We start from the raw sequence: 20,708 nt of genomic DNA, 5'->3' as shown, positions 1-20,708 counted from the left end.
TCCACCAGAAACTATCGCCGCAGACGAATCATAAATGTGATAAATTGCACTCCTTTTTGTTCGTTTTCTGGTTGATAAAGTCGCATAATGTCTAAAATTTGGTCTAAAGAAGAAACTCTTTGGAGTTTTGCCTTATATGGCACTGCTGTAGGCGCTGGCACGTTATTCTTGCCGATCCAACTGGGATCCGCTGGCGCTATCGTTCTGTTCATCACCGCACTGGTCGCCTGGCCGCTAACTTACTGGCCGCATAAAGCACTGAGCCAGTTCATTCTCTCCGCCAAAATCGCCCCAGGCGCTGGCATTACCGGGGCTGTTAATCACTATTACGGAAAAAAGATCGGTAACCTGATTACCGGGCTCTATTTCCTCGCCTTTTTCGTGGTCATCCTGATCTATGCCGTCGCCATCACTAACTCGCTGGCCGAGCAGTTAGCCAGGCATGTGCCCATTACGCCTGGCGTGCGGGCGCTGCTCAGCCTGAGCGTGGTGCTAGTGCTCAATCTGATCTTTTTGATGGGCCGCCATATCACTATCAAAGTGATGGGTTTTTTAGTGTTCCCGCTGATCGCCTGCTTCCTGTTCCTCTCCATCTATCTGATTGGCAGTTGGCAGCCGGAGTATCTGACCAGTCAAATGCAACTGACCTCGCACACGTTCCACCAAATCTGGATCTCCATTCCCGTGATGGTTTTCGCTTTTAGCCATACGCCAATTATTTCGACTTTTGCTATCGATCAGCAGGAGAAATACGGCGAGCAGGCCATGGGTAAATGCAAAAAAATCATGAAGGTGGCCTACACCCTCATCTGCGCTAGCGTACTGTTTTTCGTTTTTAGCTGCTTGCTGTCGATACCGACAACTTATATTGAGACCGCTCGTAACGAAGGGGTGACCATTCTCTCCGCGTTGTCGATGATGCCAGGCTCACCGGCATGGCTGGCGGTCACCGGGATTATCGTGGCGGTAGTGGCAATGTCGAAGTCGTTCCTCGGCACTTATTTTGGGGTGATTGAAGGGGCCAGTGAAATCGTCAAGACGTCGCTCGGCCAGATTGGCATTCGTAAAAGCCGCGCGTTTAATCGGGCGATGTCGATCCTGCTGGTTTCGACGCTAACCTTTGTCGTCTGCTTTATCAATCCCAACGCTATCTCGATGATTTATGCCATCAGCGGTCCACTCATCGCGATGATTCTGTTTATCATGCCGACCCTGTCGACCTACCTTATTCCAGCGCTAAAGCCTCACCGCTCAGTGGGTAACTTTATTACCCTGGTCATCGGTTTGCTGTGCGTTTCGGTGATGTTCTTCAGTTGATCCCCCGTGCGGCGAAGGCTCTCTTTCGCCGCACTTTCTGCCAATATTCTTATCTCCCCAATCCTCCTGACGGGCATACACTTAGAGCCTGCACACCATCAGGGGGAGTTTCTATGTCCAGCGTACAATTATCCGGAACCGGCACCTTAGGCGATCGTCAGGTTTATCGCCTGGGATACGGGGCAATGCAGCTTGCAGGACCGGGCGTCTTTGGTCAGCCAAAAGATCCTGAGACGGCTATCCGCGTGCTGCAAGAAGCCGTCGCCTCGGGAGTTAATCACATCGATACCTCCGATTTTTACGGCCCGCATGTCACTAATCAACTGATTCGCAAAGCGCTACATCCCTATTCTGACGAGCTATGCATCGTCACCAAAGTCAGCGCTCGCCGTGATGAAAAAGGCAATTGGTTGCCTGCGATGTCCCCCGCAGAACTGACCCAGGCGGTGGAAGATAACCTGCGCAATCTGGGCCTTGACGTTCTGGAGGTGGTGAATCTGCGCAGTATGCTCAGCGCTCATGGCCCGGTCGAAGGTTCGCTGGAAGGGCCATTAACCACGCTGCTGGAGCTTAAAGAGCGCGGGTTAATTCGCCATATCGGGCTAAGTAACGTCACCGCTAAACAGGTGGCGGATGCACAAAAACTCACGCCCATCGTCTGCGTGCAGAACCAATATAATGTCGCGAATCGTCAGGATGATCCGCTTATCGATGCACTTGCGGCGCAGAATATCGCCTGGGTGCCGTTCTTCCCGCTCGGCGGTTTCACGCCGCTGCAGGCGCAAGAGCTTAATGACGTCGCCGCAGCTTTGGACGCCACGCCAATGCAGGTCGCGCTGGCCTGGCTGCTACAGCGCTCGCCGAATATCCTGCTCATTCCGGGTACCTCCTCGCTACAGCATCTGCACGAGAATCTTGCCGCCGCGCAATTAACGCTTCCACCAGAAGCGTTAGCCATTCTGGATAATCTCCAGCCCCACTCCTGATTTCAGGCTTCTGCGGATCGATATTCGCAGAAGCCTTCTCCTCAATATTTGCCTGGAATTACCTTAAAGCCACAGGCACTATACATCCTACAAATTAGCGTTATTCTCTGACGGATAACCCTAAATACCCTAAATAATTCGAGTTGCTTAAAGGCGGCAAGGGAGTGAGTCCCCAGGAGCATAGATAACTATGTGACTGGGGTGAACGAGCGTAGCCAACACATAAGCAACTTGAAGTATGACGGGTATACACAGCATAGTTTCATACTTTTTGACAAGCCTCCTTATTGGAGGCTTCTGTCGTTTTTGTTTCATCAAATTTTTCTAACTCTTGATTACAGGAAAAACAACATCTCATTCAAAGTTTATACAAATCAATTTAGCGATAAAGATAGCTAATAACATCAAATGCTCATAAAAACATCTGATTAACACAATCAGAATGTTTGTATTGCCATATAAAAAAATCAACCAGACACAATAACTTTCACAAGGATTTCACATGATAGAGGGAACGATAAAGACCAGTAAGTATGAAATTATTGCTATTTTCAGGGAAGAACTCCGAAAGCAAGCAGAGATAGAAGTATTTGTTAATAACAAAAGCACTATTACTCAGCTAACGCGCGTGGATTTTGCCGAATTCCATATCTCAACCACCAGCAAAATCCCTCCAGGGCATAAAGTTAAATTTATTTTGCATAGTGATTCAGGAAAAATCGAATTCAGCGCGGTGTTAAAGAAAAATTATGCGTATAGCGAGGGAAAATGCAATAAGGTCGCATTTACCTTACCCGAATGTATCCAGGTGGTGCAACGCCGCCGCGATCCCCGGTTCCGTCTTCGCCACGAACATGAGTTTTTCTGCCATGGCCGACATAAGAATGGCGAAAACTATCTTTTCGAGATCAAAGACATTTCAGACGGCGGTTGCGCATTAATGACTAAAAACCCCAATCTGAAATTCCTCAGCCACAATGCCGTTCTCAAGAACGCCATTCTGGCACTCGCCGAATATGGTGAGATTACCGTAGATTTGGTTATAAAGAATGTCGTTATGGTGACTTTAGATGATAACGAGGAGCGTGAAAGCTACTACCAGATTTCTTGCCAATTTACATTTCGCCATCTTGATAACAAGAAGAGAATAGAGAAAATGCTGCTCGACTTGATTATGGAAGCCAAGAGAAAAAAGAGAGTCTAAAGACATTGGAAAGTATATTACTTTACACCGATGACAATATCATCGGGCGATCAATCCAGGATTACCTGGTTGATAATGAGAAATATGTCACCCCCCTAAGCCTCCAGGATATTGTTACGGGTGCCCATCTCCCTCTGGCGGATACTGTTATTGTTAACCTCATCCATAAGGATATCTCTGTAGCCACGACGGTCGCATTACTCAACACGCTACGCATGCACCTCGCGCACTGCTCAATGCGGGTTTTGATTGTAAAAAACGAACTCGCCAGCTTATGTCGTGAGCTTATTGACCTGGAAAACTTATTGATTTTGACGGAAAAATCCTCCTTATCTGATTTCTCAGCCATCATCAATCGTCCTCTAACTGCCAGCGGCAGCCAGGGTTTATGTACTCAGCGAAAGCTGACAGCCAGGGAACTTCAGGTTCTGGAGTTAATTATCGCCTGCAACAACAATAAAAGAATCGCCGTACTCCTCAATATTGATCATAAAACGGTACATAGCCATAAGGTTCACATTATGAAAAAACTCGGAATGAATAGCTCACGGATAATGCATGCAAGAATAGTCAACATGTATCATTGTTGAGAACAAAATATGCAGGTGACCAATCAAAACCCGATAATTCATTGGCAATCAGCCTTTAATAATCATTCCCATCGGTAGAAAGGTCACCTATAATAATTTGATCCTCTCTTTACCTCTGACCTGATTTCTAACGAGAGATAATGAACGCAACTCTGTTTTCCGGTAATGACTCCAACTTATTGATAGTGTTTTATGTTCAGATAATGCCCGATGACTTTGTCATGCAGCTCCACCGATTTTGAGAACGACAGCGACTTCCGTCCCAGCCGTGCCAGGTGCTGCCTCAGATTCAGGTTATGCCGCTCAATTCGCTGCGTATATCGCTTGCTGATTACGTGCAGCTTTCCCTTCAGGCGGGATTCATACAGCGGCCAGCCATCCGTCATCCATATCACCACGTCAAAGGGTGACAGCAGGCTCATAAGACGCCCCAGCGTCGCCATAGTGCGTTCACCGAATACGTGCGCAACAACCGTCTTCCGGAGCCTGTCATACGCGTAAAACAGCCAGCGCTGGCGCGATTTAGCCCCGACATAGCCCCACTGTTCGTCCATTTCCGCGCAGACGATGACGTCACTGCCCGGCTGTATGCGCGAGGTTACCGACTGCGGCCTGAGTTTTTTAAGTGACGTAAAATCGTGTTGAGGCCAACGCCCATAATGCGGGCAGTTGCCCGGCATCCAACGCCATTCATGGCCATATCAATGATTTTCTGGTGCGTACCGGGTTGAGAAGCGGTGTAAGTGAACTGCAGTTGCCATGTTTTACGGCAGTGAGAGCAGAGATAGCGCTGATGTCCGGCGGTGCTTCTGCCGTTACGCACCACCCCGTCAGTAGCTGAACAGGAGGGACAGCTGATAGAAACAGAAGCCACTGGAGCACCTCAAAAACACCATCATACACTAAATCAGTAAGTTGGCAGCATCACCCTGTTTTCCGACCATAATTTATCACGTAGCGATATAGCAGTTCGTTATGTCTTTCAGAAAATGTTCTCCCCACAAGGCGTACTTGTCGCCGTTGAGTGTCTGAGCCGTTTTGATCATATACCTATTTCTCCTGAAAACTTCTTTCGCTATGCCAATTCGGGATTACGAGAAAGCATATTTATGGAGCAACTGGCACTAATCGAAAAACATAAGCAATGGTTTCTCAAAAATGGTATTTCAGCCACAATTAATGTCGATGATCATATTCTCAACGTTTTACTAAGACCGGAGATTAAAGAAATCGTCGAACTACTCGGCTGTGTTCATTTCGAAGTCACGGAAAACTCCAACAAACTGTTGAATAATGCTCTCGCCTCCTGGTTCGATCCACAAAGCACCTCGCTGTGGCTTGATGACTTCGGCTCTGGCTATGCCGGCATTAACGCTATCCGCGGTTATCATTTTGATTATGTCAAAATTGATAAAAACTTTTTCTGGCATTTAATGCGAAAAGATTCTGGTCGGCCTTTAATGGATGCGCTGGTGACCTTTCTTTCGCGTAATCACCATAATGTCATTATTGAAGGTGTCGAAACTGAGGCTCATAAAAAGTGGTTACAAGGGATGGAATGGTTTGCTATTCAGGGGCATTACTGGAAAGAGGTCAGCATTGAGCAACTGGTTAAAGAAGATATTACGCTATAAAAAATGCAGAGACGTATTTCCCTCACCCGGCCCTCTCCCACAGGGAGAGGGAGAAAACCAGTCCGACTTTACTTGCAGAATTAATTATAAACCAGCTCCCAGGTCGCCCAACTGGTTAACAAACCACTGGTCGCTTTTTCGGGTGCGGGCGTCACGTAGCCGATGTAATAGGTAAACACGCCGCCATTGACTGCTTTCTCCACCAGCGGCACCCGGTTTTGCTGTGGATCGGCCGGGACAATTTTATTGCTCTTATCCAGCGTATTATTATCGTTGGTCGCCAGTGCCAGGAAAATATGGCTGGCCCCGTCCGCCCGCGTATTAGCCAGATAACCGGCATTTTCATTGCTGACGGAATTGACCATAAATCCGTCAATCCAGCGCACGTTCACCATGCGGATTTCATTTTCATCCGCCGCGCCGCCATCATGGCGTAACTGGCAGTTCGATAACTCCAGGGTGAAGGGTTGCGGCTTCATAAATGCCCCCGCGCCGCGATCGTGCACTTCCGCAAGGCTTACCGGCGCTAGCCAGACGCTACCGCTGCCCGCATTGTTGCCGCCGTTGAGCGCCACGCTACAGGAGATATCGGTCACCCGACCGGCAAAATCTACCCGCCCTTGTTCATAATTCGTCTCAAAACCCCACGCCGAAGAGGCCACAAGCGCCCCGCCCATCAAAGTCAGTTGGATGAGTCTTTTGCTATTTTTATACTGTGCTGAATCACTCATTCCCGCCTCCCGAATTAATCGTACGTCAGGTTAAAGATCATGTGCGACTCCACCTCACCGGTACTGGTGGTCGGCGCATATTGATAGAACCGCGCATGGAGAGGCAGGGTGATATAGCGAGTTTCCTGCGTGCGCAAGCTCCCGATGCTGTATTTTTTGTTAAATTCCAGCGGAGTGCCGTCCTTTAAAACCTGAATACCTATACCTTGTGCAAGTGAGGTGCCGGATTTTTCGTTCAGCAGCGCCCCGCGAGTCAAGGCAGTCCCCGTGGCCAACGTGCCGGAGAAAGAAGTCTGGATATTGGCGTATCCCGACTCGCTTAACCCGCCGCTGCACTGTAGCTCAATATTAAAATCCTTACCCCCGGCGGTCGTGCCAACGCCGCTAAGGTCGCTGCGCTTGATGGTGCCGACATCAACGTTCATATTTTTGCCGCTCAGGATGGTACACGAGGGCGAAACCACGGTTATCGCATTGGCGCTAAGCATTGTTTCCAGGATTGGGTTATTACCGCTTTCCCAGTCGTAGGAGGTATATTTACCCGCCGCCAGTGTGCCGCTACCAGTCACGCTTGCCGTTTTGATCACCTCCAGGGTGAAGCGAGAACCCTCCAGCGAGTAACTGGTGGTCCGGCTGATGGTGGATGAGAAAACATCTGGATAGGTAATATTCACCGTTGCGCCGCCGCGGCTAAAGCGCAAGCCAATACCGGGCACATTGGTGGAATAAATTTTATTTCCCAGATCGGTGGATCCTGTCGAGACAATCTTCGCTGCAAAACGGTTGGTACCGGCCGTACAGCTGTAGCTCGCTCTCCCCGGTGCCGACATTGTCCAGTCACGGGAAACGATCGTTGATCCTACAGGCAGATCTGGCGGAACGACGATTCGCCCAACAACCATATCTAAGGTCACCGTCGGTTGCGAAAGGCGCGTACAGGCAGCCCATGCCGACGTTGTCCCCAGCGCCATTAAGCCAATAAAAAGCGTCAGTTTTTTACTTAGCGACATAGCGTTTCCTTTGTTTTTTCCTGACTCAAATCCACCGAACATTGTCCACCGCTCCACTTAACCGTGGCCTTCGGTGCGCTGGCGTCGCTGATAAACATCATGCTGCCCTGTCCTACCACGCCGATTTCCTTTCCGGTAGCGCCAAATATCGTGGCACCGAACGGTAGAGGCTGACCATTCGCTTGACGCACCTGCAACGTAATGTTGTTTTGCACCGTGGTACCGAAAGAGACCTTGACCACGCTGCCTTCCCACGGCACCACCTGCGCCACGGTACGGTCAAAGGCGACATCGTCGTTGCTGCCCTTCGGGTCAATTTCAACGGAGTTAATCCGGTAAGGTCGCAGATACGGCAGAATGGCGTAGCCGTTGCTGTCAATGCGGGTCCCCGGCGAACCCGGCAACATCGCGCCAGCGGCATCCTTCGCTTCGATCAGCGCCATGGTGGTGCCACTTTCCGGCGAGAACACCACGCCGTGGCGATGGGCAATCAGCGTTCCGCTGGCACCGACGCCGCTCTGGCGATACCCTTCGCCCTGGCTATAGCTGCCGTTCAGCGTGGTCCACGGAGTACGGTAGCTGCCGTTCAGCGCCACATCATGCTGACCGCCGGTCGCCGTGGTTGTCGACACGCCGTAGTTGAGGTTGTTTTCGCTATCCAGCGAACCGTTGACGCCAATTTGTGAACTGGCGAAGCGTGAATTATTAAACGAGGTATTTGACGTCAGGTTAGCGGTACGGTTTTCACCGAACCACAGCGGGTAGCTGAAGTTGAGCGAAACGCGATCGTCGCGGCGATGACCGGAGCTATCCGGGGTATAGACGCGCTGCGCGCTGACCGACCACGAGAGACGACCGTACATGTTGTTGTAACTAAACTGGTACTGCTTCTCGGTTCCGGAACGGTTCCAGTAATCCGCCACCCGGCCGCTCAGATAAAAACCGCCCCAGCCGTCCGGCAGGTTTTGGTTAACGGTAAAGGTCATACCGTTTTTTTGCCGCCAGACGGTGTAATTACTGTTGTGATTTTTTTCCTGATCGACCGCATACAGCGCGTCGTTCAGGTTGTAATAGCCTTTGGTGGAGTAGCGATATGCCGCCAGCACGATGCTGGTCTGGGTCTCGGTAAACATGCGGTTAAAAGTGGCGCGATAGCTTTGCCCCTGCTCGTCGAGGGTGTCGCTCTTCAGCCGTGAATGAGTAACGTCGAACGACAGCGCGCCGATGCCGGTGTTCATCCCGGTTCCCAGCAGGAACGCCTGGTAGTCATCAAAACCAGTGACGCCGGTGTAGCCGGTAAACAGGTTATTTAAACCGTGCTGCCAGGTTCCCTGGTAGAGCATCGGCTTATTACGCAGCGAACTGTCGTCGACTTTACCGGCAGAGAGCGCATAGCGGGTCATTCCTGGACGCAGTAATTGCGCCACCGAGGCGTAAGGCACGCTAAACACTTCAACCGTACCATCGGCTTCTTTAACCGAAACTTCAAGGTCACTACCGTAGCCGGAAGGGTAAACATCCTGCAGGGTAAACGGCCCCGGCGGCACCGTGGTCTGATAGATAATATTGCTGCCCTGACGAACCGTGACCAGGGCGTTACTTTGCGCTACGCCGCGAATTTCCGGGGCGTAGGAGCGCATGCCGTCCGGGAACATATTGTCATCGGTCGCCAGGTTTACCCCGCGCAGGCCAATGGTGTCGAAGAATTCGCCGTTGGTAAAAATCTGCCCGCCGCTGACTATCGAGTTAATCTGCGGAATGGGCCGCTGCAGGTAGGTTTGGTTGCTGTTCCAGTGGGCTTTTCCCTGCTGCTGCTGCCAGTTCAGGTTACCGATATGCTTGAGCAGCCAGCCGTCCCACGACAGACCTGCATTAACACCCAGATAAGCACTGCTGTTATCAGAACCGTTGGACGACGAGCTGTGGCTGTTCCAGGCGTTTGCCATCCAGCCTAAATTCAGCGCCGCAACGCCTTTATCCCAGAACTCCGGGCTGACAAAGTTTTTAAGGCGCTGATCTTCGTAGATTTGTGGTACGGAAATATCCAGTCTCAGGGAGGACTGAATCAGGCTATCCTTGACGTTTTCTTCGTTACGCCACTCTTGCAGACGGCCGCAGAAGCCCTCTTTTTCGCTCAGTTGCGGGTTGAACTTCTCCGGCGAGATACCGTATTGCATCAGCATCGCTTTGGTGTAACAGACGCCCATTTTGCCGTCTTTACCCGCGGTGACTTTCAGATCGTAGCGACCTTTCCACTCGCCGTTGGTGTACACGTCCAGTGAATAGACGCCCTCGGAGATGGCGCTGGTCGAGAAGCGCGACAGATCGACCTTTTCGCGGCTGCCGACGATAAAACCATCGTTAAACTGATAGACCGTTCCCGGGTTTTCCTCTCCGCTGGAAAATGGCGGAAAGCAGCACAGCGCAACCGCAATGGCCGTGCTTAATCTTCCCGGGCAGATTGACCTCTGCTTCATGATCGTTTCCCTTATTTGACGGCAACTTTCACTGCGACATCTGCGCCATAGTCATTAATGTTGTTAACGGTCAGGGTCTCGCCTCTGTTCACCGCGGAAGAGAGAGCGATGGTCTGGCTAGACTGCGGGGCAAACATCACCGTTTTGCTGTTTAGCGCTTTGCCGCCGTCGCGGGAAATACGGCTTACGGTGACATAAAAAGGCGTCGGATTACTGACGGATAAATTGTTGCCATTTGCGGAAAGAACTAATTTCTCTGCTGCCGCGTCGCGGTTGCCTAATCCGTTGGGACGATAAATAAATTTAAAGCGCGAACGAATCGCCAGTTGCAGAATATTTTGCCCTTCATTTTTCTGGCTCGCCTCGACCGGCGGTATTTCCAGAAGGTTTAGCCACCACAGCGTTTCTTTATCTTTAGCGAGTCCCGCGTTGCTGCCGAGCTTAATACGCAGAGTCTGGCCGCTTTTCGCGTCAACCCGGGAAATAGGTGGGGTGATAATAAATGGCGTCGTAATAGTATCCGGCGTTGCGTCGGCATTACCGTTATCCAGCCAGGCTTGCGCCAGCGCCGGACGGTCGGCGGTGTTGGAGAGCTGCACCGTTATTTCTTTTTCATTTCCTGGATAAATAAAGCGGGTGCCGTTAACAATAATATTATTGGCATGGGCCGCAAAACTAAAAATGAAACAGAAAAAAAGGGCAATACGCTTCATGCTGACCTCAGAATAAAAAATAAGCGGCAGCAGTGGCCGCTTTATTATTGTTTTAGACCGCCCCGGCGCGAGGCGGTTTTATTTATTACTGGTAGGTAATTTCGTAAGTTGCGTAGCTGTTAACCACGCCGGTAGTGACGGTATCCGGGGTACTGGTCGCGTAACCAACGTAGTAAGTGAAACGTGCGCCATCCGCTACGGCAGCAGCATCACCAGTTGCGGTAGGCTGAGTGCTGTCACCCGGGATGATTTTATTGGTCAGCGCGGTGGCATTGTCGGTAGACAGAACCAACTGAATATTCTGTGCGCCAGCCGCTTCGGTGTTCGCCAGGTAGCCCTGTTGTTTGCTGGTTGCGCCAGCCAGCAGGTTACCACCGGTCCAGTTCACGCCCAGTTTGCTCACGTCATCCAGTTTGGTATCGTCAGCAGCCTGGCAGTTAGAAACGTCGATGGTGAACGATTTTGGTTTCAGGTAGGTATCTGCGGTAGCTGCTTTAACTTCCGTTAAAGTCACCGGAGACAGATAAACGTTAGCATCGCTGCCCTGGCCGTTTACGGAAACAGTACAAGAGACGTCGGTAACTTTACCGAAGAAATTAACCTGACCGCCGCCTACATTGGTATCAGCAGCATTTGCCGCAGCCATACCAAAAAACGCAGTCGCCATTGCAGCAGAGAGAAGAACCTTTTTCATTGCCATTTCCTTGTCAGAGTGAATTAAGTATCAATGAGCAAACAGTTAATTCGCACAAAAGTCAGAAGCGATATGCGATGCTCACTTGTGCAACTGTTAATAGAAACTTCGACTGACCGGAAGCCGCAATATTTAAGGCGTCAGGAACGGATTCTATAAAAGAATTCGTCGATGCTGTCGGCGTCAAAGAATGCTATTTTTCGCTGATAAATATACATTTGTTCATGAGGTGTTAATCAATGTAACAGATAGGTTGCAACTATTAATGAACAAAAATTGATAGTAAAAAACAAAGTTATTGTTATTTACATTGAAGGCGAGAAAGCGATATGGAATTAACAAAATAGCTATTTATCTTGTCATAAAAGGCTATTTATCTACATAAAGAACAATCTGAATATACCCTAAATAATTCGAGTTGCAGGACAAGGCACTCGTGCCTTGAACAGCGCTTGCGCTGGCCCCGAAGGGGCGAGGCCGAAGGCCGAGTAACGCGGCGACGCAGTGAATCCCCAGGAGCTTACTCCAGTAAGTGACTGGGGTGAGCGAGGACAAATTCGTCAGGAACGAATTTGAACGCTGTGCACTGCGCCCGTTAGGGCGAGGCCCAAGGATGGGCCGAGTTATTGCCAACGCACAAGCAACTTGAAGTATGACGGGTATAAATCTGCCGCTACGGTCTTTCCGTCAGTTGAAAATGCCGATGCAATGCACGCCACCCTTCTGGAGTAATCGTCACTTCGCGAAATCCTGCCGTGGTGGTAAACCATCCTTTTTGCTGACCATGCAGTAGCAGCGCCGCCCCAGCCGCACCGCCGAGGTGTAAGCGCCGTTCGCTCCAGTCCAGGCAGCCGCAGCATGCTTTGCGCCGCGATCCCAACGTCACCACAATCCCCAGGCGTGCAAAGTGCGCTTCCCCAATGGACGTCAAGGCCGTTCCATCAGACGTTATCCACGCTTCGCGCAGCAGAAAATCATACAGCGCTACCGCCACTTCTCCAGCCAGATGATCGTAGCAAGTACGCGCGACGCGCAGGTTAACCGGCGTGCTGGTAGATAACATCACGGCGCGCTTGCCGGCCATGGTCATCATATTTTCCAGCAGCCCGGCGACATCGCTACCGGCAAGGCGATAGTAGCGGTGGCGGCCCTGGGCGAGACATATCAATAAACCGCTGCTGACCAGACGGCTAAGATGGGCGCTGGCGGTCGAGGGGGAAATATCGGCAACGGTGGAAAGCTCGGTGGCCGTCCACGCCCGGCCATCCATTAAGGCGCAGAGCATCTTTAGCCGGGAGGCATCAGCCATCGCCGACGCCACTGCCGCCATCGCCACGGCCAGCGACTCGTCGTCTTCAATCAGCTCAACAGGTTTTAACATAGCGCCTTTTATTTTCTCCAATAGCAAACCACAAACATATTATAGAAGATCGGGATTCTCTGAGCGGTACTCGCGCAGCACCTGAGCCACCCGAATCTGATAGCCTGAGAAGATACTCTCCCGCCCCTCTTTCTGCGCCGCCTGATGGCAAAGGTTGCGTTTCCAGGCCAGCACCGCTTCTTCATCCCGCCACCAGGAGAGCGACAGAATTTTCCCCGTCGTCGTCAGGCTTTGAAAACGTTCAATAGCGATGAAGCCGTCGATGGCGCAAAGCAGAGGCTTCAGTTCAGCCGCCAGCGCTAAATAGCGTTCCTGCTTTGCAGGTGTGACTTCGGCTTCAAAGAGTACTGCGATCATGGTGTCATCCTCGCTTAATCAGTGTGAACGCCACTGTCGCTTGAACCAGAGGTTAATGCTTCGTCGACGGGCGAAGTATGGCTCCCTGTCGCGCGTAAAAAACGGTCAATACATTCACAAAAACAATAATCAATAACCTAAATAGAGAAAATCCTCGCCGTTAACACAAATTTTCACTCACTGAAAAAAGCACATGAAAATTATTTATCAACTTGTTTTTATTGAAAATAAAAACCACATAGTGCATTCCGCTGTCATCTTATGGTCATGAAAATGTGATCTAAATCGCACTTTTTGCAACGCACGTTATAGTTAGCAGACTTATTATAAGTCCATCGAAAGCAACAACGCTTTCCACCATAAAAGTTAAAAGGACAAACACCATGAAAAACGTAAAATTACTTGCCGCTGCCGGTATGCTGTCTCTGGTCTCTTTCGCTAGCTTCGCTCAGCCTGTTAGCGTCACCGCGGATACTCTGGACAACGCAGAAGCTAAAATCGCTGCCATCGCTAAAGACCAGGGCGAGTCTTACCACATTACCGAAGCTTATACCGGTAACCAGGTTCATATGACCGCTGAGCTGTCTAAATAACCAAATGGTTGCAGAGGGAGCTGCCGGACAGGTCGCCTGAAGGCGGCTAAGTCTGGCTCCCGCCACATAATAAGCACATAGCAATGTCGAGCCCCTTGATGGGGCTTTTTTGTTTTTGTCGATCTGGAAAAGCTCCCGGTGGCGCTGCGCTGACCGGGCTACGAGTGCCCAGCCGTCTGCAGGACGGTAGCCCGGGTAAGGCGTTCACGCCACGACCCGGGATTTTACCTGCTGGTTACTGCTCTTTTATTCGATAACGCCCGCTGAATCGACAACACGCTTAACAACACAATCACCAACCCCACTAGCGCCATTCCCTCTATTTTCTGTCCGAGGAAAATCCAGCCTAATATCACCGCCGTTACCGGACTCAAAAGGCTCATCGCCGATACCGCCACCGGAGAAAGACGACCGATTCCGCGAAACCACAGGCCATACGCCAGCATTGCCCCGGCAACGCACAGCCACAGATAGCCCGCTGCCTGTGTCAGCGTCACCTGATGCAGCGGCGGATCGACCATTAAAGCAATCGGAGCCAGCACGATGCCGCCGATCAGCAACTGCCACCCGGTCAGCGCAATGACCGGCAAAGAGATCGCCCAGCGTCGCGAAAGCCAGGTCCCCAGCGCCATACTGATCGCCCCCAGAAACGCCGCGCCGATCCCCAACGGATCGAGCACCGTTTGCGGCGACAGCAGCAGCATCGCCATCCCCACGATCCCGGCACAGGCCGACAACACCGCCACCCAGGGCGATCGTTGACGATCGACACACCAGGCCAATAGCATCACCAGTAGCGGTTGAATAGCGCCAATCACCGCCGCCAGTCCACCGGGTAAACGATAAGCGGCAATAAATAGCAAGGCCTGGAACGCACCGATATTCAGGATCCCGGTGATGATCAGCTTCCACCATTCGCTGCTCAGCGGAAAGCGGCGGCTCCAGAGAAGCAGAGCGATCCCGGCAGGTAAAACCCGCAGCAGCGCGGCGATAAACGGCCTGTCCGGCGGTAGAAACTGTGAGGTCACAATATAAGTGCTGCCCCAGATGGCGGGGGCCAGCGCGGTCAGCAGCAAATCAACAACGAGATTACGCGAAACAAAGGCCATGATTTTATCTTCATATCAAGGTAAATTGTGGTGTAAGTATGTATCGATAATTATCTTGATATCAAGACAGGTGGGCATTAATGGACAAATCACCACAGACCGACGCAGTGGATCGCATTCTTGAACAGTGGCAACGGGAACGCCCCGATCTCGATTGCAGCCCAATGGGGCCAATCGGCCGGCTGAAACGCTGCGCGATGCTGCTGGAGCCGCGTATTGAAGCGGCCTTTATTCGTCACGACCTGGTGCGTTGGGAGTTTGATATGCTCGCGACCCTGCGGCGGGCGGGCGAGCCGTTTGTGCTGTCGCCAACACAACTGTTTTCAACGTTGATGATCACTTCCGGCACCATGACACACCGCCTTAAGGCGCTGGAAAAACGGGGTTTTATCAGCCGCCAGCCAAACCCGGAGGATGCGCGCAGCCTGCTGGTCGCGCTTACGCCCGAAGGGAGAACGTTGATCGATGAAGCGGTGGATAGCCACGTGGAGAATGAGCATCAGCTGCTGGCCGGGCTCTCAACTGCGCAGCGCCAGCAGTTGGACGAGGCGCTGGCGGTCTTTATGCGCCTGCTGGAAAAGAGTTGATAGAACCTGTCGCCGTTATTTTCCCGGAGGCGATGCTACGCATCTGTCCGGGCTACAGGTTCACAGCCGTCTGCGGGCAGGTAGCCCGGGCAAAGCGCGCCGCCTCTGGGAGGAGAGAGATTAACCATTACCCAGCGGAAACGGACGATCCTGCACGACCGTCTTCATCACCAGCGTCGAGCGTAAGTGCTGCACGCCGGGCATCGCGGAAAGCTTGTCATCATAAAGTTTCTGGAACGCCGGGAGATCGCGTGTGACCACGTGCATCAGATAGTCCGGATCACCAAACAGGCGCTGCGCCAGCACGATCTGCGGGATCTCTTCAACTGCCTCTTCGAAAGCGCTCACTGCTTGCTTATCGCCCTCTTTTAACGTCGCGAAGACAATCGCCAAAAAATTGAAACCCATTTTGGCGGGATCAAGATTCACCCGATAGCCGGTAATCACCCCTTCTTGTTCCAGCGCACGCAGCCGTCGATGACAGGGGGAGAGGCTTAAATTCACCCGTTCCGCCAGTTCGGTTATCGATAGCCGCCCGTCGGCCTGAAGCTCAGCAAGAATTTTTCGATCGATACTATCCATTTGGAAGATTCTCTCTTAAAAGAATATTTAAGAGCATAACATTGAAAGCTCATTGCGCAATAAAGCCGATATTCTTTCCCTCAAATAGCCACAATTAATGAGGGAAACGACAATGGGAAATCGCCACTATCGCGCAGAGGTGGGCTATCCATGGAGATGAGCTTTATCGCCAGTTTCTGGCTGGTCTCTTTTCTACTGATCATCACCCCCGGTGCCGATTGGGCCTATGCTATCAGCGCGGGGATTAACGGACATCGCGTGATACCGGCGGTCGCCGGACTCATGTCCGGTCACCTGCTAGCGACATTTGTCGTGGTTGCTGGTATCGGGGTCTTAATTGCCAGCCATCCGCTGGCGCTATCGACGATTACCCTGCTGGGCGCGGGCTACCTCATGTGGCTGGGCATCGCTATTCTGCGCCACCCGCCAACGCCAAATGCCGAAGAACAGACAATGGGCACCTGGAACCGCTGGGCAGTTAAGGGGCTATGCATCAGCGGGCTGAACCCAAAGGTTTTCCTCCTGTTTCTGGCTCTGCTACCGCAGTTTACCGATCCTAAAGGAAGCTGGTCGGTAGCGCAGCAAATGTCGACCCTTGGCGGCATTCATCTGGTGACCTGCACGCTGGTCTATTTACTGGTCGGCTACGGCGCAAAAACGCTATTGGCGACCCGGCCCCAGATGGCACAAAAAGTCAGTATTGCTTCCGGCATGATTATGGTGGCGATAGCCGCCCTGCTGTTCTATGAACAATTGAAATAACGTTTGGTATAAGGCGTGAGCGAGCTCTCACGCCACAGCATGTAGAAACCAGCACAGGACTGTTTTTACAACGTGATTCCCGCATTTAAAATAATCAGACTCTATGCTCTGGTGCACTTATCAATTTTAATCTTTCCTCCGCAATAAGCATCTTATCGACAAGAAAGACTCATCTTAGTCGTATTCAAATTATTCCTGGCCACCCTCAGAAATATTCAATTTCTTATTACTGCTATTCATAACAAGGTTTTTGCCGTATGGTTAACAACCTTATGATTTATGTATCTCTGAAAACATAGCCAAGGAGAAAAGAATGAGCAGGACATTATTCCCATCGAAAAAACTAAAACTTATCATAAATATAAAAACAAGTGTCCCCCAGATAATAAAAATCACATCTTAACAAGATTATTAAAACCAGCATCAAAAATAAATAATTTAAATGCAGCCGAGCTTCATCATTTACCCGACGATGCTAAATAAAATGTACTATACGTCTGCATGCTAAAGGGAACATAATGAAAAATAATGTAATTTTAAGAAAAAGGAACTTCCTGACTCACAATGAAATTGAGTCATTGCTCAAAGCAGCGAACAGTGGACCTCACGCTACGCGTAACTATTGCCTGACATTATTGTGTTTCATTCACGGATTACGAGCCAGTGAAATATGCCGCCTACAAATTTCCGATATCGATCTCGGATCTAAATGTATCTATATACACCGTCTTAAAAATGGATTTTCCACAACCCATCCTTTGCTGAATAAAGAAATCCGCGCGTTAAAAAACTGGCTGGATATCCGCAAGTCCTACCCTCAGTCCGACAGCGAGTGGTTATTTTTATCGCGAAAAGGTAATCCCCTTTCTCGCCAACAGTTTTATCATATCATTTCCACATCAGGTGATTATGCAGGGCTATCGCTTGAAATTCACCCGCATATGCTCCGCCACTCATGCGGATTCGCCTTAGCCAACATGGGCATTGATACCCGTCTCATTCAGGACTACCTCGGTCACCGTAACATCCGCCATACCGTATGGTATACGGCCAGTAACGCGGGCCGTTTTTATGGCATCTGGGACGAAACGAAAGACAGACAGCGGAGCCCTGTTTTACCGTAATACGCGATGCCATGGACGGCGTCAAAATTGTAGATATCCCTCGCCAAACATTAAGGAATATTAACCATGCTTTGATTATGATTATTGTTCCTGCAAGTTCATATTTCAGACACCTTCTGTCTTATTATCATATCCATCCGTTACCATGGATATATACCCGTCATACTTCAAGTTGCTTATGTGTTGGCTGCGCTCGTTCACCCGAATCACTTACCAGAGTAAGCTCATCGGGATTCACTCCCTTGCCGCCTTTAAGCAACTCGAATTATTTGGGGTATAAATGCACTATTTTTCATCAGATTAAAATACCACCAGCAGTGATTTTTCCCTTTTGATTTTATATACCTGCCAAAGAGACAGCCAGGTTATGTTGTAGTAACGAATAAAATCCGTAAGAATAAGATTTATCACGCATCAATATACTTGTCTGGCACTACTATAATGTCATTATTTAACGGTGATTAATCCCCTTCATATAATACGCCATTAACATTGCGGATTATTTGTGAGCTCTCCCTGCTTTTGAGCAGGGTCGTGTTATTTATCAAGATCATATCAGGAGTTATTTATTGTGAACCGACGTCGTTTTCTTACTGGTAGAGAAGTGCAGGCAATGATGCTGGCCGCCCATCATGGGCAGACAGGAGAGAGAGATTATTGCCTTATCCTGCTCGCTTTCCGTCATGGTATGCGTATTAGCGAATTACTCGATCTTCACTATCGCGATCTCGATCTTACTGAAGGTCGCATTAATATCCGTCGTCTGAAAAATGGATTTTCAACGATACATCCCTTGATGGTGGATGAATGTGAGGCAATCAAACGCTGGAGCCAGGTACGCACCGCCTGGAAAGGCGCAAAAAAAAGCGATGCGTTGTTTATATCACGACGTGGTACTCCGCTTTCCCGTCAGCAGGCCTATCGCATTATCCGCACTGCTGGCGTCGATGCAGGAACGGCAACGCACACTCACCCGCACATGCTACGTCATGCCTGTGGTTACGAGCTGGCGGAAAGAGGAGCGGATACCCGTCTTATTCAGGACTATCTTGGCCATAGAAATATTCGCCATACCGTGCGCTATACCGCCAGCAACGCTGCTCGATTCGCCGGATTATGGGAACGAAACAATCTCATGGAAGTGAATTTACAAAATCAAAGGATACAGAATAATGAATTGATAAATAAGAAAAAATAACAGAGTGAACAGGTCAATTGGGGCCAAACTGTGTGCATCATAAAAATATTCAGTAACCTTTTGCAACCATAGAATGCATCCCTTACGACAAAGATAGCAATATCACATTGATTATTATGCATTTTTTATTTTCGTTATTTTCAAATAATTCCCTTCTCTTCGCCGCATAGGCTCCACACCACGCTGTTCCAGATAGCCTTCCGTGGCTCATCCCCTCAACACTATCAATATATTAAATCAACAACAAACAACAATTAAGATTAAAACTCCAAGTAAAAACAATAAAACCAGATAATTCAGTTAATTATTCTAACGAGTCAAAATGGCCCCAAATGTCTCATATTTTGGGTGAAAAACATGCAGAACCGCAGTCGAAAATCTCGACTGAATCATGAAATACCTGGAGGTCATGATGACGGCCAGATCGGTTCGTAATCCCGATATTGTACAAAGGAAAACAAGATGAAAATCAAAACACTGGCAATCGTTGTACTGTCAGCTCTGTCTCTGAGCTCCGCAGCGGCTCTGGCCGATACCACGGTAAATGGCGGCACGGTGCATTTTAAAGGGGAAGTCGTCAACGCAGCATGCGCAATTGACGCAGGTTCAATCGATCAGACCGTTCCAATGGGCCAGGTTCGTTCGGCAAAACTCGCTACCCCAGGCAGCACCAGTACGGCTGTCGGCTTCAATATCCAACTGAACGATTGTGATACCACCGTGGCCACCAAAGCCTCTGTTGCGTTTACCGGTACCGCAATTGACAGCACCAACACCACCGTACTGGCGCTGCAAAGCTCTGCGGCAGGCAGCGCGACAAACGTTGGCGTACAGATCCTTGACCGTACGGGTACTCCACTGGCGCTTGATGGCGCGACCTTCGGCGCGGCTTCTACCCTGAACGATGGCACCAATATCATCCCGTTCCAGGCCCGTTACTACGCGACTGCCGCAGCCACTGCCGGTACCGCTAACGCTGACGCGACCTTTAAAGTGCAATACCAGTAATTCATTCGTCAGGCAGGGAAGCATGTCGGGCCAGGAAGGCCCGTTATCCATAACGGAACTCGGGTGATAACGATGCAAAGGATGAAGTCAGGTCTGTTGATTTTTTTGCTCCCCCCGCTGGCGATGGCCGGCAATCAGTGGAACGTCACTTTGCCCGGGGGAAATATGCGTTTTCAGGGCGTCATCATTGCCGAGTCCTGCCGTGTTGAAGCGGGTGACCAGCAGATGACAGTCAACATGGGACAGATCAGCAGTAATCGGTTTCATTCGGCCGGGGAAGATACCAATCCGATCCCTTTCGATATTCATCTGCAGGAGTGCAGCACCGCCGTCAGCCAACGCGTTGGCGTGACGTTTCACGGCGTCGCCGATGGTAAAAACCCGGACGTACTCTCGGTCGGCGAGGGCCCGGGGATCGCTACTGGTATTGGCGTTGCTCTGTTTGATAAAGAAGACCACCTGATCCCACTGAACAGCCCTCCCGCAGCCTGGACAAGATTGTATACCGGGCCAACCACATTGCACTTTGTGGCGAAATATCGGGCAACAGGGCATCAGGTCACCGGGGGAGCGGCTAACGCTCAAGCCTGGTTCTCCCTGACCTACCAGTAATTAACCAGCAGACGTACCAAAACAGGAAACGACGGTGAG

General features: G+C 50.4%; 22 protein-coding genes. 12 read left to right on the top strand and 10 right to left on the bottom strand.

What is annotated here, in order from left to right; genetic code table 11:
* Positions 1–87: 87 nt before the first annotated feature.
* From DA718_RS05105 to DA718_RS05090, 4 genes are all read left to right on the top strand, one after another.
* A complete protein-coding gene (locus DA718_RS05105; RefSeq protein WP_112213988.1) occupies positions 88–1,317 on the top strand; it encodes an amino acid permease in 1,230 nt (409 codons plus the stop codon).
* A 113-nt stretch (positions 1,318–1,430) separates the two neighbouring features.
* The gene (locus tag DA718_RS05100) at positions 1,431–2,303 is read left to right on the top strand and encodes an aldo/keto reductase family oxidoreductase (protein ID WP_112213989.1); all 873 of its coding nucleotides are present in this window, start codon (positions 1,431–1,433) and stop codon (positions 2,301–2,303) included.
* 502 nt (positions 2,304–2,805) lie between these two features.
* Entirely contained in the window at positions 2,806–3,507 is a 702-nt protein-coding gene (locus tag DA718_RS05095; RefSeq protein WP_112213990.1) for a flagellar brake protein, read from the top strand.
* Between the two features lie 5 nt (positions 3,508–3,512).
* Positions 3,513–4,097 (top strand): helix-turn-helix transcriptional regulator, encoded by a 585-nt coding sequence (locus DA718_RS05090; protein WP_112213991.1) that lies wholly within the window; start codon positions 3,513–3,515, stop codon positions 4,095–4,097.
* Positions 4,098–4,273: 176 nt separating this feature from the next.
* On the opposite strand, the gene DA718_RS05085 is transcribed toward DA718_RS05090, so the two are convergent.
* Positions 4,274–4,971 (bottom strand): IS1-like element IS1A family transposase gene (locus tag DA718_RS05085; RefSeq protein ID WP_227015939.1). Its coding sequence is split into 2 segments (ribosomal slippage): positions 4,274–4,722 and positions 4,722–4,971, totalling 699 coding nucleotides; the frame shifts between segments, so codons are not numbered across the junction.
* Positions 4,972–5,020: 49 nt separating this feature from the next.
* Here DA718_RS05085 and mrkJ point away from each other — a divergent pair.
* Positions 5,021–5,731 (top strand): cyclic-di-GMP phosphodiesterase MrkJ, encoded by a 711-nt coding sequence (mrkJ, locus tag DA718_RS05080; protein WP_130624349.1) that lies wholly within the window; start codon positions 5,021–5,023, stop codon positions 5,729–5,731.
* A gap of 80 nt (positions 5,732–5,811) precedes the next feature.
* On the opposite strand, the gene DA718_RS05075 is transcribed toward mrkJ, so the two are convergent.
* The 7 genes from DA718_RS05075 to DA718_RS05045 form a co-directional block, all read right to left on the bottom strand.
* Entirely contained in the window at positions 5,812–6,462 is a 651-nt protein-coding gene (locus DA718_RS05075; RefSeq protein ID WP_112217401.1) for a fimbrial protein, read from the bottom strand.
* Between the two features lie 14 nt (positions 6,463–6,476).
* The gene (locus DA718_RS05070) at positions 6,477–7,472 is read right to left on the bottom strand and encodes a fimbrial protein (RefSeq protein ID WP_112217402.1); all 996 of its coding nucleotides are present in this window, start codon (positions 7,470–7,472) and stop codon (positions 6,477–6,479) included.
* Positions 7,463–9,949, bottom strand: a complete 2,487-nt coding sequence (locus DA718_RS05065; protein ID WP_112217403.1) for a fimbria/pilus outer membrane usher protein — start codon at positions 9,947–9,949, stop codon at positions 7,463–7,465. Before DA718_RS05065 ends, DA718_RS05070 begins: the two co-directional genes overlap by 10 nt.
* An 11-nt stretch (positions 9,950–9,960) precedes the next feature.
* Positions 9,961–10,662: a fimbrial biogenesis chaperone gene (locus tag DA718_RS05060; RefSeq protein ID WP_112217404.1), complete on the bottom strand. Its 702-nt coding sequence runs from the start codon at positions 10,660–10,662 to the stop codon at positions 9,961–9,963.
* 85 nt (positions 10,663–10,747) lie between these two features.
* Positions 10,748–11,356: a type 3 fimbria major subunit MrkA gene (gene mrkA / locus DA718_RS05055; protein ID WP_112217405.1), complete on the bottom strand. Its 609-nt coding sequence runs from the start codon at positions 11,354–11,356 to the stop codon at positions 10,748–10,750.
* Positions 11,357–12,029: 673 nt separating this feature from the next.
* Complete coding sequence (locus DA718_RS05050; RefSeq protein ID WP_112217165.1) at positions 12,030–12,737, bottom strand: ArsR/SmtB family transcription factor; 708 nt, start codon at positions 12,735–12,737, stop codon at positions 12,030–12,032.
* Between the two features lie 39 nt (positions 12,738–12,776).
* The gene (locus DA718_RS05045; protein ID WP_112217164.1) at positions 12,777–13,094 is read right to left on the bottom strand and encodes an antibiotic biosynthesis monooxygenase family protein; all 318 of its coding nucleotides are present in this window, start codon (positions 13,092–13,094) and stop codon (positions 12,777–12,779) included.
* Between the two features lie 383 nt (positions 13,095–13,477).
* On the opposite strand from DA718_RS05045, the gene DA718_RS05040 reads away from it, so the two are divergent.
* Positions 13,478–13,687, top strand: a complete 210-nt coding sequence (locus DA718_RS05040; protein WP_004105360.1) for a YdgH/BhsA/McbA-like domain containing protein — start codon at positions 13,478–13,480, stop codon at positions 13,685–13,687.
* Positions 13,688–13,911: 224 nt separating this feature from the next.
* On the opposite strand, the gene DA718_RS05035 is transcribed toward DA718_RS05040, so the two are convergent.
* A complete protein-coding gene (locus tag DA718_RS05035; RefSeq protein ID WP_112217163.1) occupies positions 13,912–14,796 on the bottom strand; it encodes an EamA family transporter in 885 nt (294 codons plus the stop codon).
* Between the two features lie 80 nt (positions 14,797–14,876).
* Here DA718_RS05035 and DA718_RS05030 point away from each other — a divergent pair, with 80 nt between their 5' ends.
* Positions 14,877–15,383: a MarR family winged helix-turn-helix transcriptional regulator gene (locus tag DA718_RS05030; RefSeq protein ID WP_112217162.1), complete on the top strand. Its 507-nt coding sequence runs from the start codon at positions 14,877–14,879 to the stop codon at positions 15,381–15,383.
* 120 nt (positions 15,384–15,503) lie between these two features.
* Here the strand turns inward: DA718_RS05030 and DA718_RS05025 are convergent, their stop codons facing one another.
* Complete coding sequence (locus DA718_RS05025; protein ID WP_112217161.1) at positions 15,504–15,965, bottom strand: Lrp/AsnC family transcriptional regulator; 462 nt, start codon at positions 15,963–15,965, stop codon at positions 15,504–15,506.
* 150 nt (positions 15,966–16,115) lie between these two features.
* Here DA718_RS05025 and DA718_RS05020 point away from each other — a divergent pair, with 150 nt between their 5' ends.
* The 5 genes from DA718_RS05020 (at position 16,116) to fimI (ending at position 20,669) form a co-directional block, all read left to right on the top strand.
* Complete coding sequence (locus DA718_RS05020; protein WP_112217160.1) at positions 16,116–16,727, top strand: LysE family translocator; 612 nt, start codon at positions 16,116–16,118, stop codon at positions 16,725–16,727.
* A 518-nt stretch (positions 16,728–17,245) separates the two neighbouring features.
* On the top strand, positions 17,246–17,851 hold the full coding sequence (locus tag DA718_RS05015; RefSeq protein ID WP_112217159.1) for a tyrosine-type DNA invertase: 606 nt from the start codon (positions 17,246–17,248) through the stop codon (positions 17,849–17,851).
* 571 nt (positions 17,852–18,422) lie between these two features.
* A complete protein-coding gene (locus tag DA718_RS05010) occupies positions 18,423–19,049 on the top strand; it encodes a tyrosine-type DNA invertase (protein WP_112217157.1) in 627 nt (208 codons plus the stop codon).
* Between the two features lie 462 nt (positions 19,050–19,511).
* Complete coding sequence (gene fimA, locus DA718_RS05005) at positions 19,512–20,057, top strand: type 1 fimbrial major subunit FimA (protein WP_112217156.1); 546 nt, start codon at positions 19,512–19,514, stop codon at positions 20,055–20,057.
* A gap of 72 nt (positions 20,058–20,129) precedes the next feature.
* Positions 20,130–20,669, top strand: a complete 540-nt coding sequence (fimI, locus tag DA718_RS05000) for a type 1 fimbrial minor subunit FimI (protein ID WP_130624348.1) — start codon at positions 20,130–20,132, stop codon at positions 20,667–20,669.
* Positions 20,670–20,708: the final 39 nt, after the last annotated feature.

It is taken from the genome of Klebsiella huaxiensis (assembly GCF_003261575.2).
In the GTDB taxonomy this organism is placed as follows: Bacteria; Pseudomonadota; Gammaproteobacteria; order Enterobacterales; family Enterobacteriaceae; genus Klebsiella; species Klebsiella huaxiensis.
Note: the sequence above shows the minus strand (reverse complement) of the source record. Positions and strands in the feature narration are given on the sequence as shown.

Excerpts from the sequence above, each read along its gene's own strand:
- DA718_RS05105 (WP_112213988.1), top strand. The coding sequence starts at position 88 with ATGTCTAAAATTTGGTCTAAAGAAGAAACTCTTTGGAGTTTTGCCTTA.
- DA718_RS05100 (WP_112213989.1), top strand. The coding sequence starts at position 1,431 with ATGTCCAGCGTACAATTATCCGGAACCGGCACCTTAGGCGATCGTCAG.
- DA718_RS05095 (WP_112213990.1), top strand. The coding sequence starts at position 2,806 with ATGATAGAGGGAACGATAAAGACCAGTAAGTATGAAATTATTGCTATT.
- DA718_RS05075 (WP_112217401.1), bottom strand. The coding sequence starts at position 6,462 with ATGAGTGATTCAGCACAGTATAAAAATAGCAAAAGACTCATCCAACTG.
- DA718_RS05070 (WP_112217402.1), bottom strand. The coding sequence starts at position 7,472 with ATGTCGCTAAGTAAAAAACTGACGCTTTTTATTGGCTTAATGGCGCTG.
- DA718_RS05065 (WP_112217403.1), bottom strand. The coding sequence starts at position 9,949 with ATGAAGCAGAGGTCAATCTGCCCGGGAAGATTAAGCACGGCCATTGCG.
- DA718_RS05060 (WP_112217404.1), bottom strand. The coding sequence starts at position 10,662 with ATGAAGCGTATTGCCCTTTTTTTCTGTTTCATTTTTAGTTTTGCGGCC.
- mrkA (WP_112217405.1), bottom strand. The coding sequence starts at position 11,356 with ATGAAAAAGGTTCTTCTCTCTGCTGCAATGGCGACTGCGTTTTTTGGT.
- DA718_RS05050 (WP_112217165.1), bottom strand. The coding sequence starts at position 12,737 with ATGTTAAAACCTGTTGAGCTGATTGAAGACGACGAGTCGCTGGCCGTG.
- DA718_RS05045 (WP_112217164.1), bottom strand. The coding sequence starts at position 13,094 with ATGATCGCAGTACTCTTTGAAGCCGAAGTCACACCTGCAAAGCAGGAA.
- DA718_RS05040 (WP_004105360.1), top strand. The coding sequence starts at position 13,478 with ATGAAAAACGTAAAATTACTTGCCGCTGCCGGTATGCTGTCTCTGGTC.
- DA718_RS05035 (WP_112217163.1), bottom strand. The coding sequence starts at position 14,796 with ATGGCCTTTGTTTCGCGTAATCTCGTTGTTGATTTGCTGCTGACCGCG.
- DA718_RS05030 (WP_112217162.1), top strand. The coding sequence starts at position 14,877 with ATGGACAAATCACCACAGACCGACGCAGTGGATCGCATTCTTGAACAG.
- DA718_RS05025 (WP_112217161.1), bottom strand. The coding sequence starts at position 15,965 with ATGGATAGTATCGATCGAAAAATTCTTGCTGAGCTTCAGGCCGACGGG.
- DA718_RS05020 (WP_112217160.1), top strand. The coding sequence starts at position 16,116 with ATGGAGATGAGCTTTATCGCCAGTTTCTGGCTGGTCTCTTTTCTACTG.
- DA718_RS05015 (WP_112217159.1), top strand. The coding sequence starts at position 17,246 with ATGAAAAATAATGTAATTTTAAGAAAAAGGAACTTCCTGACTCACAAT.
- fimA (WP_112217156.1), top strand. The coding sequence starts at position 19,512 with ATGAAAATCAAAACACTGGCAATCGTTGTACTGTCAGCTCTGTCTCTG.
- fimI (WP_130624348.1), top strand. The coding sequence starts at position 20,130 with ATGCAAAGGATGAAGTCAGGTCTGTTGATTTTTTTGCTCCCCCCGCTG.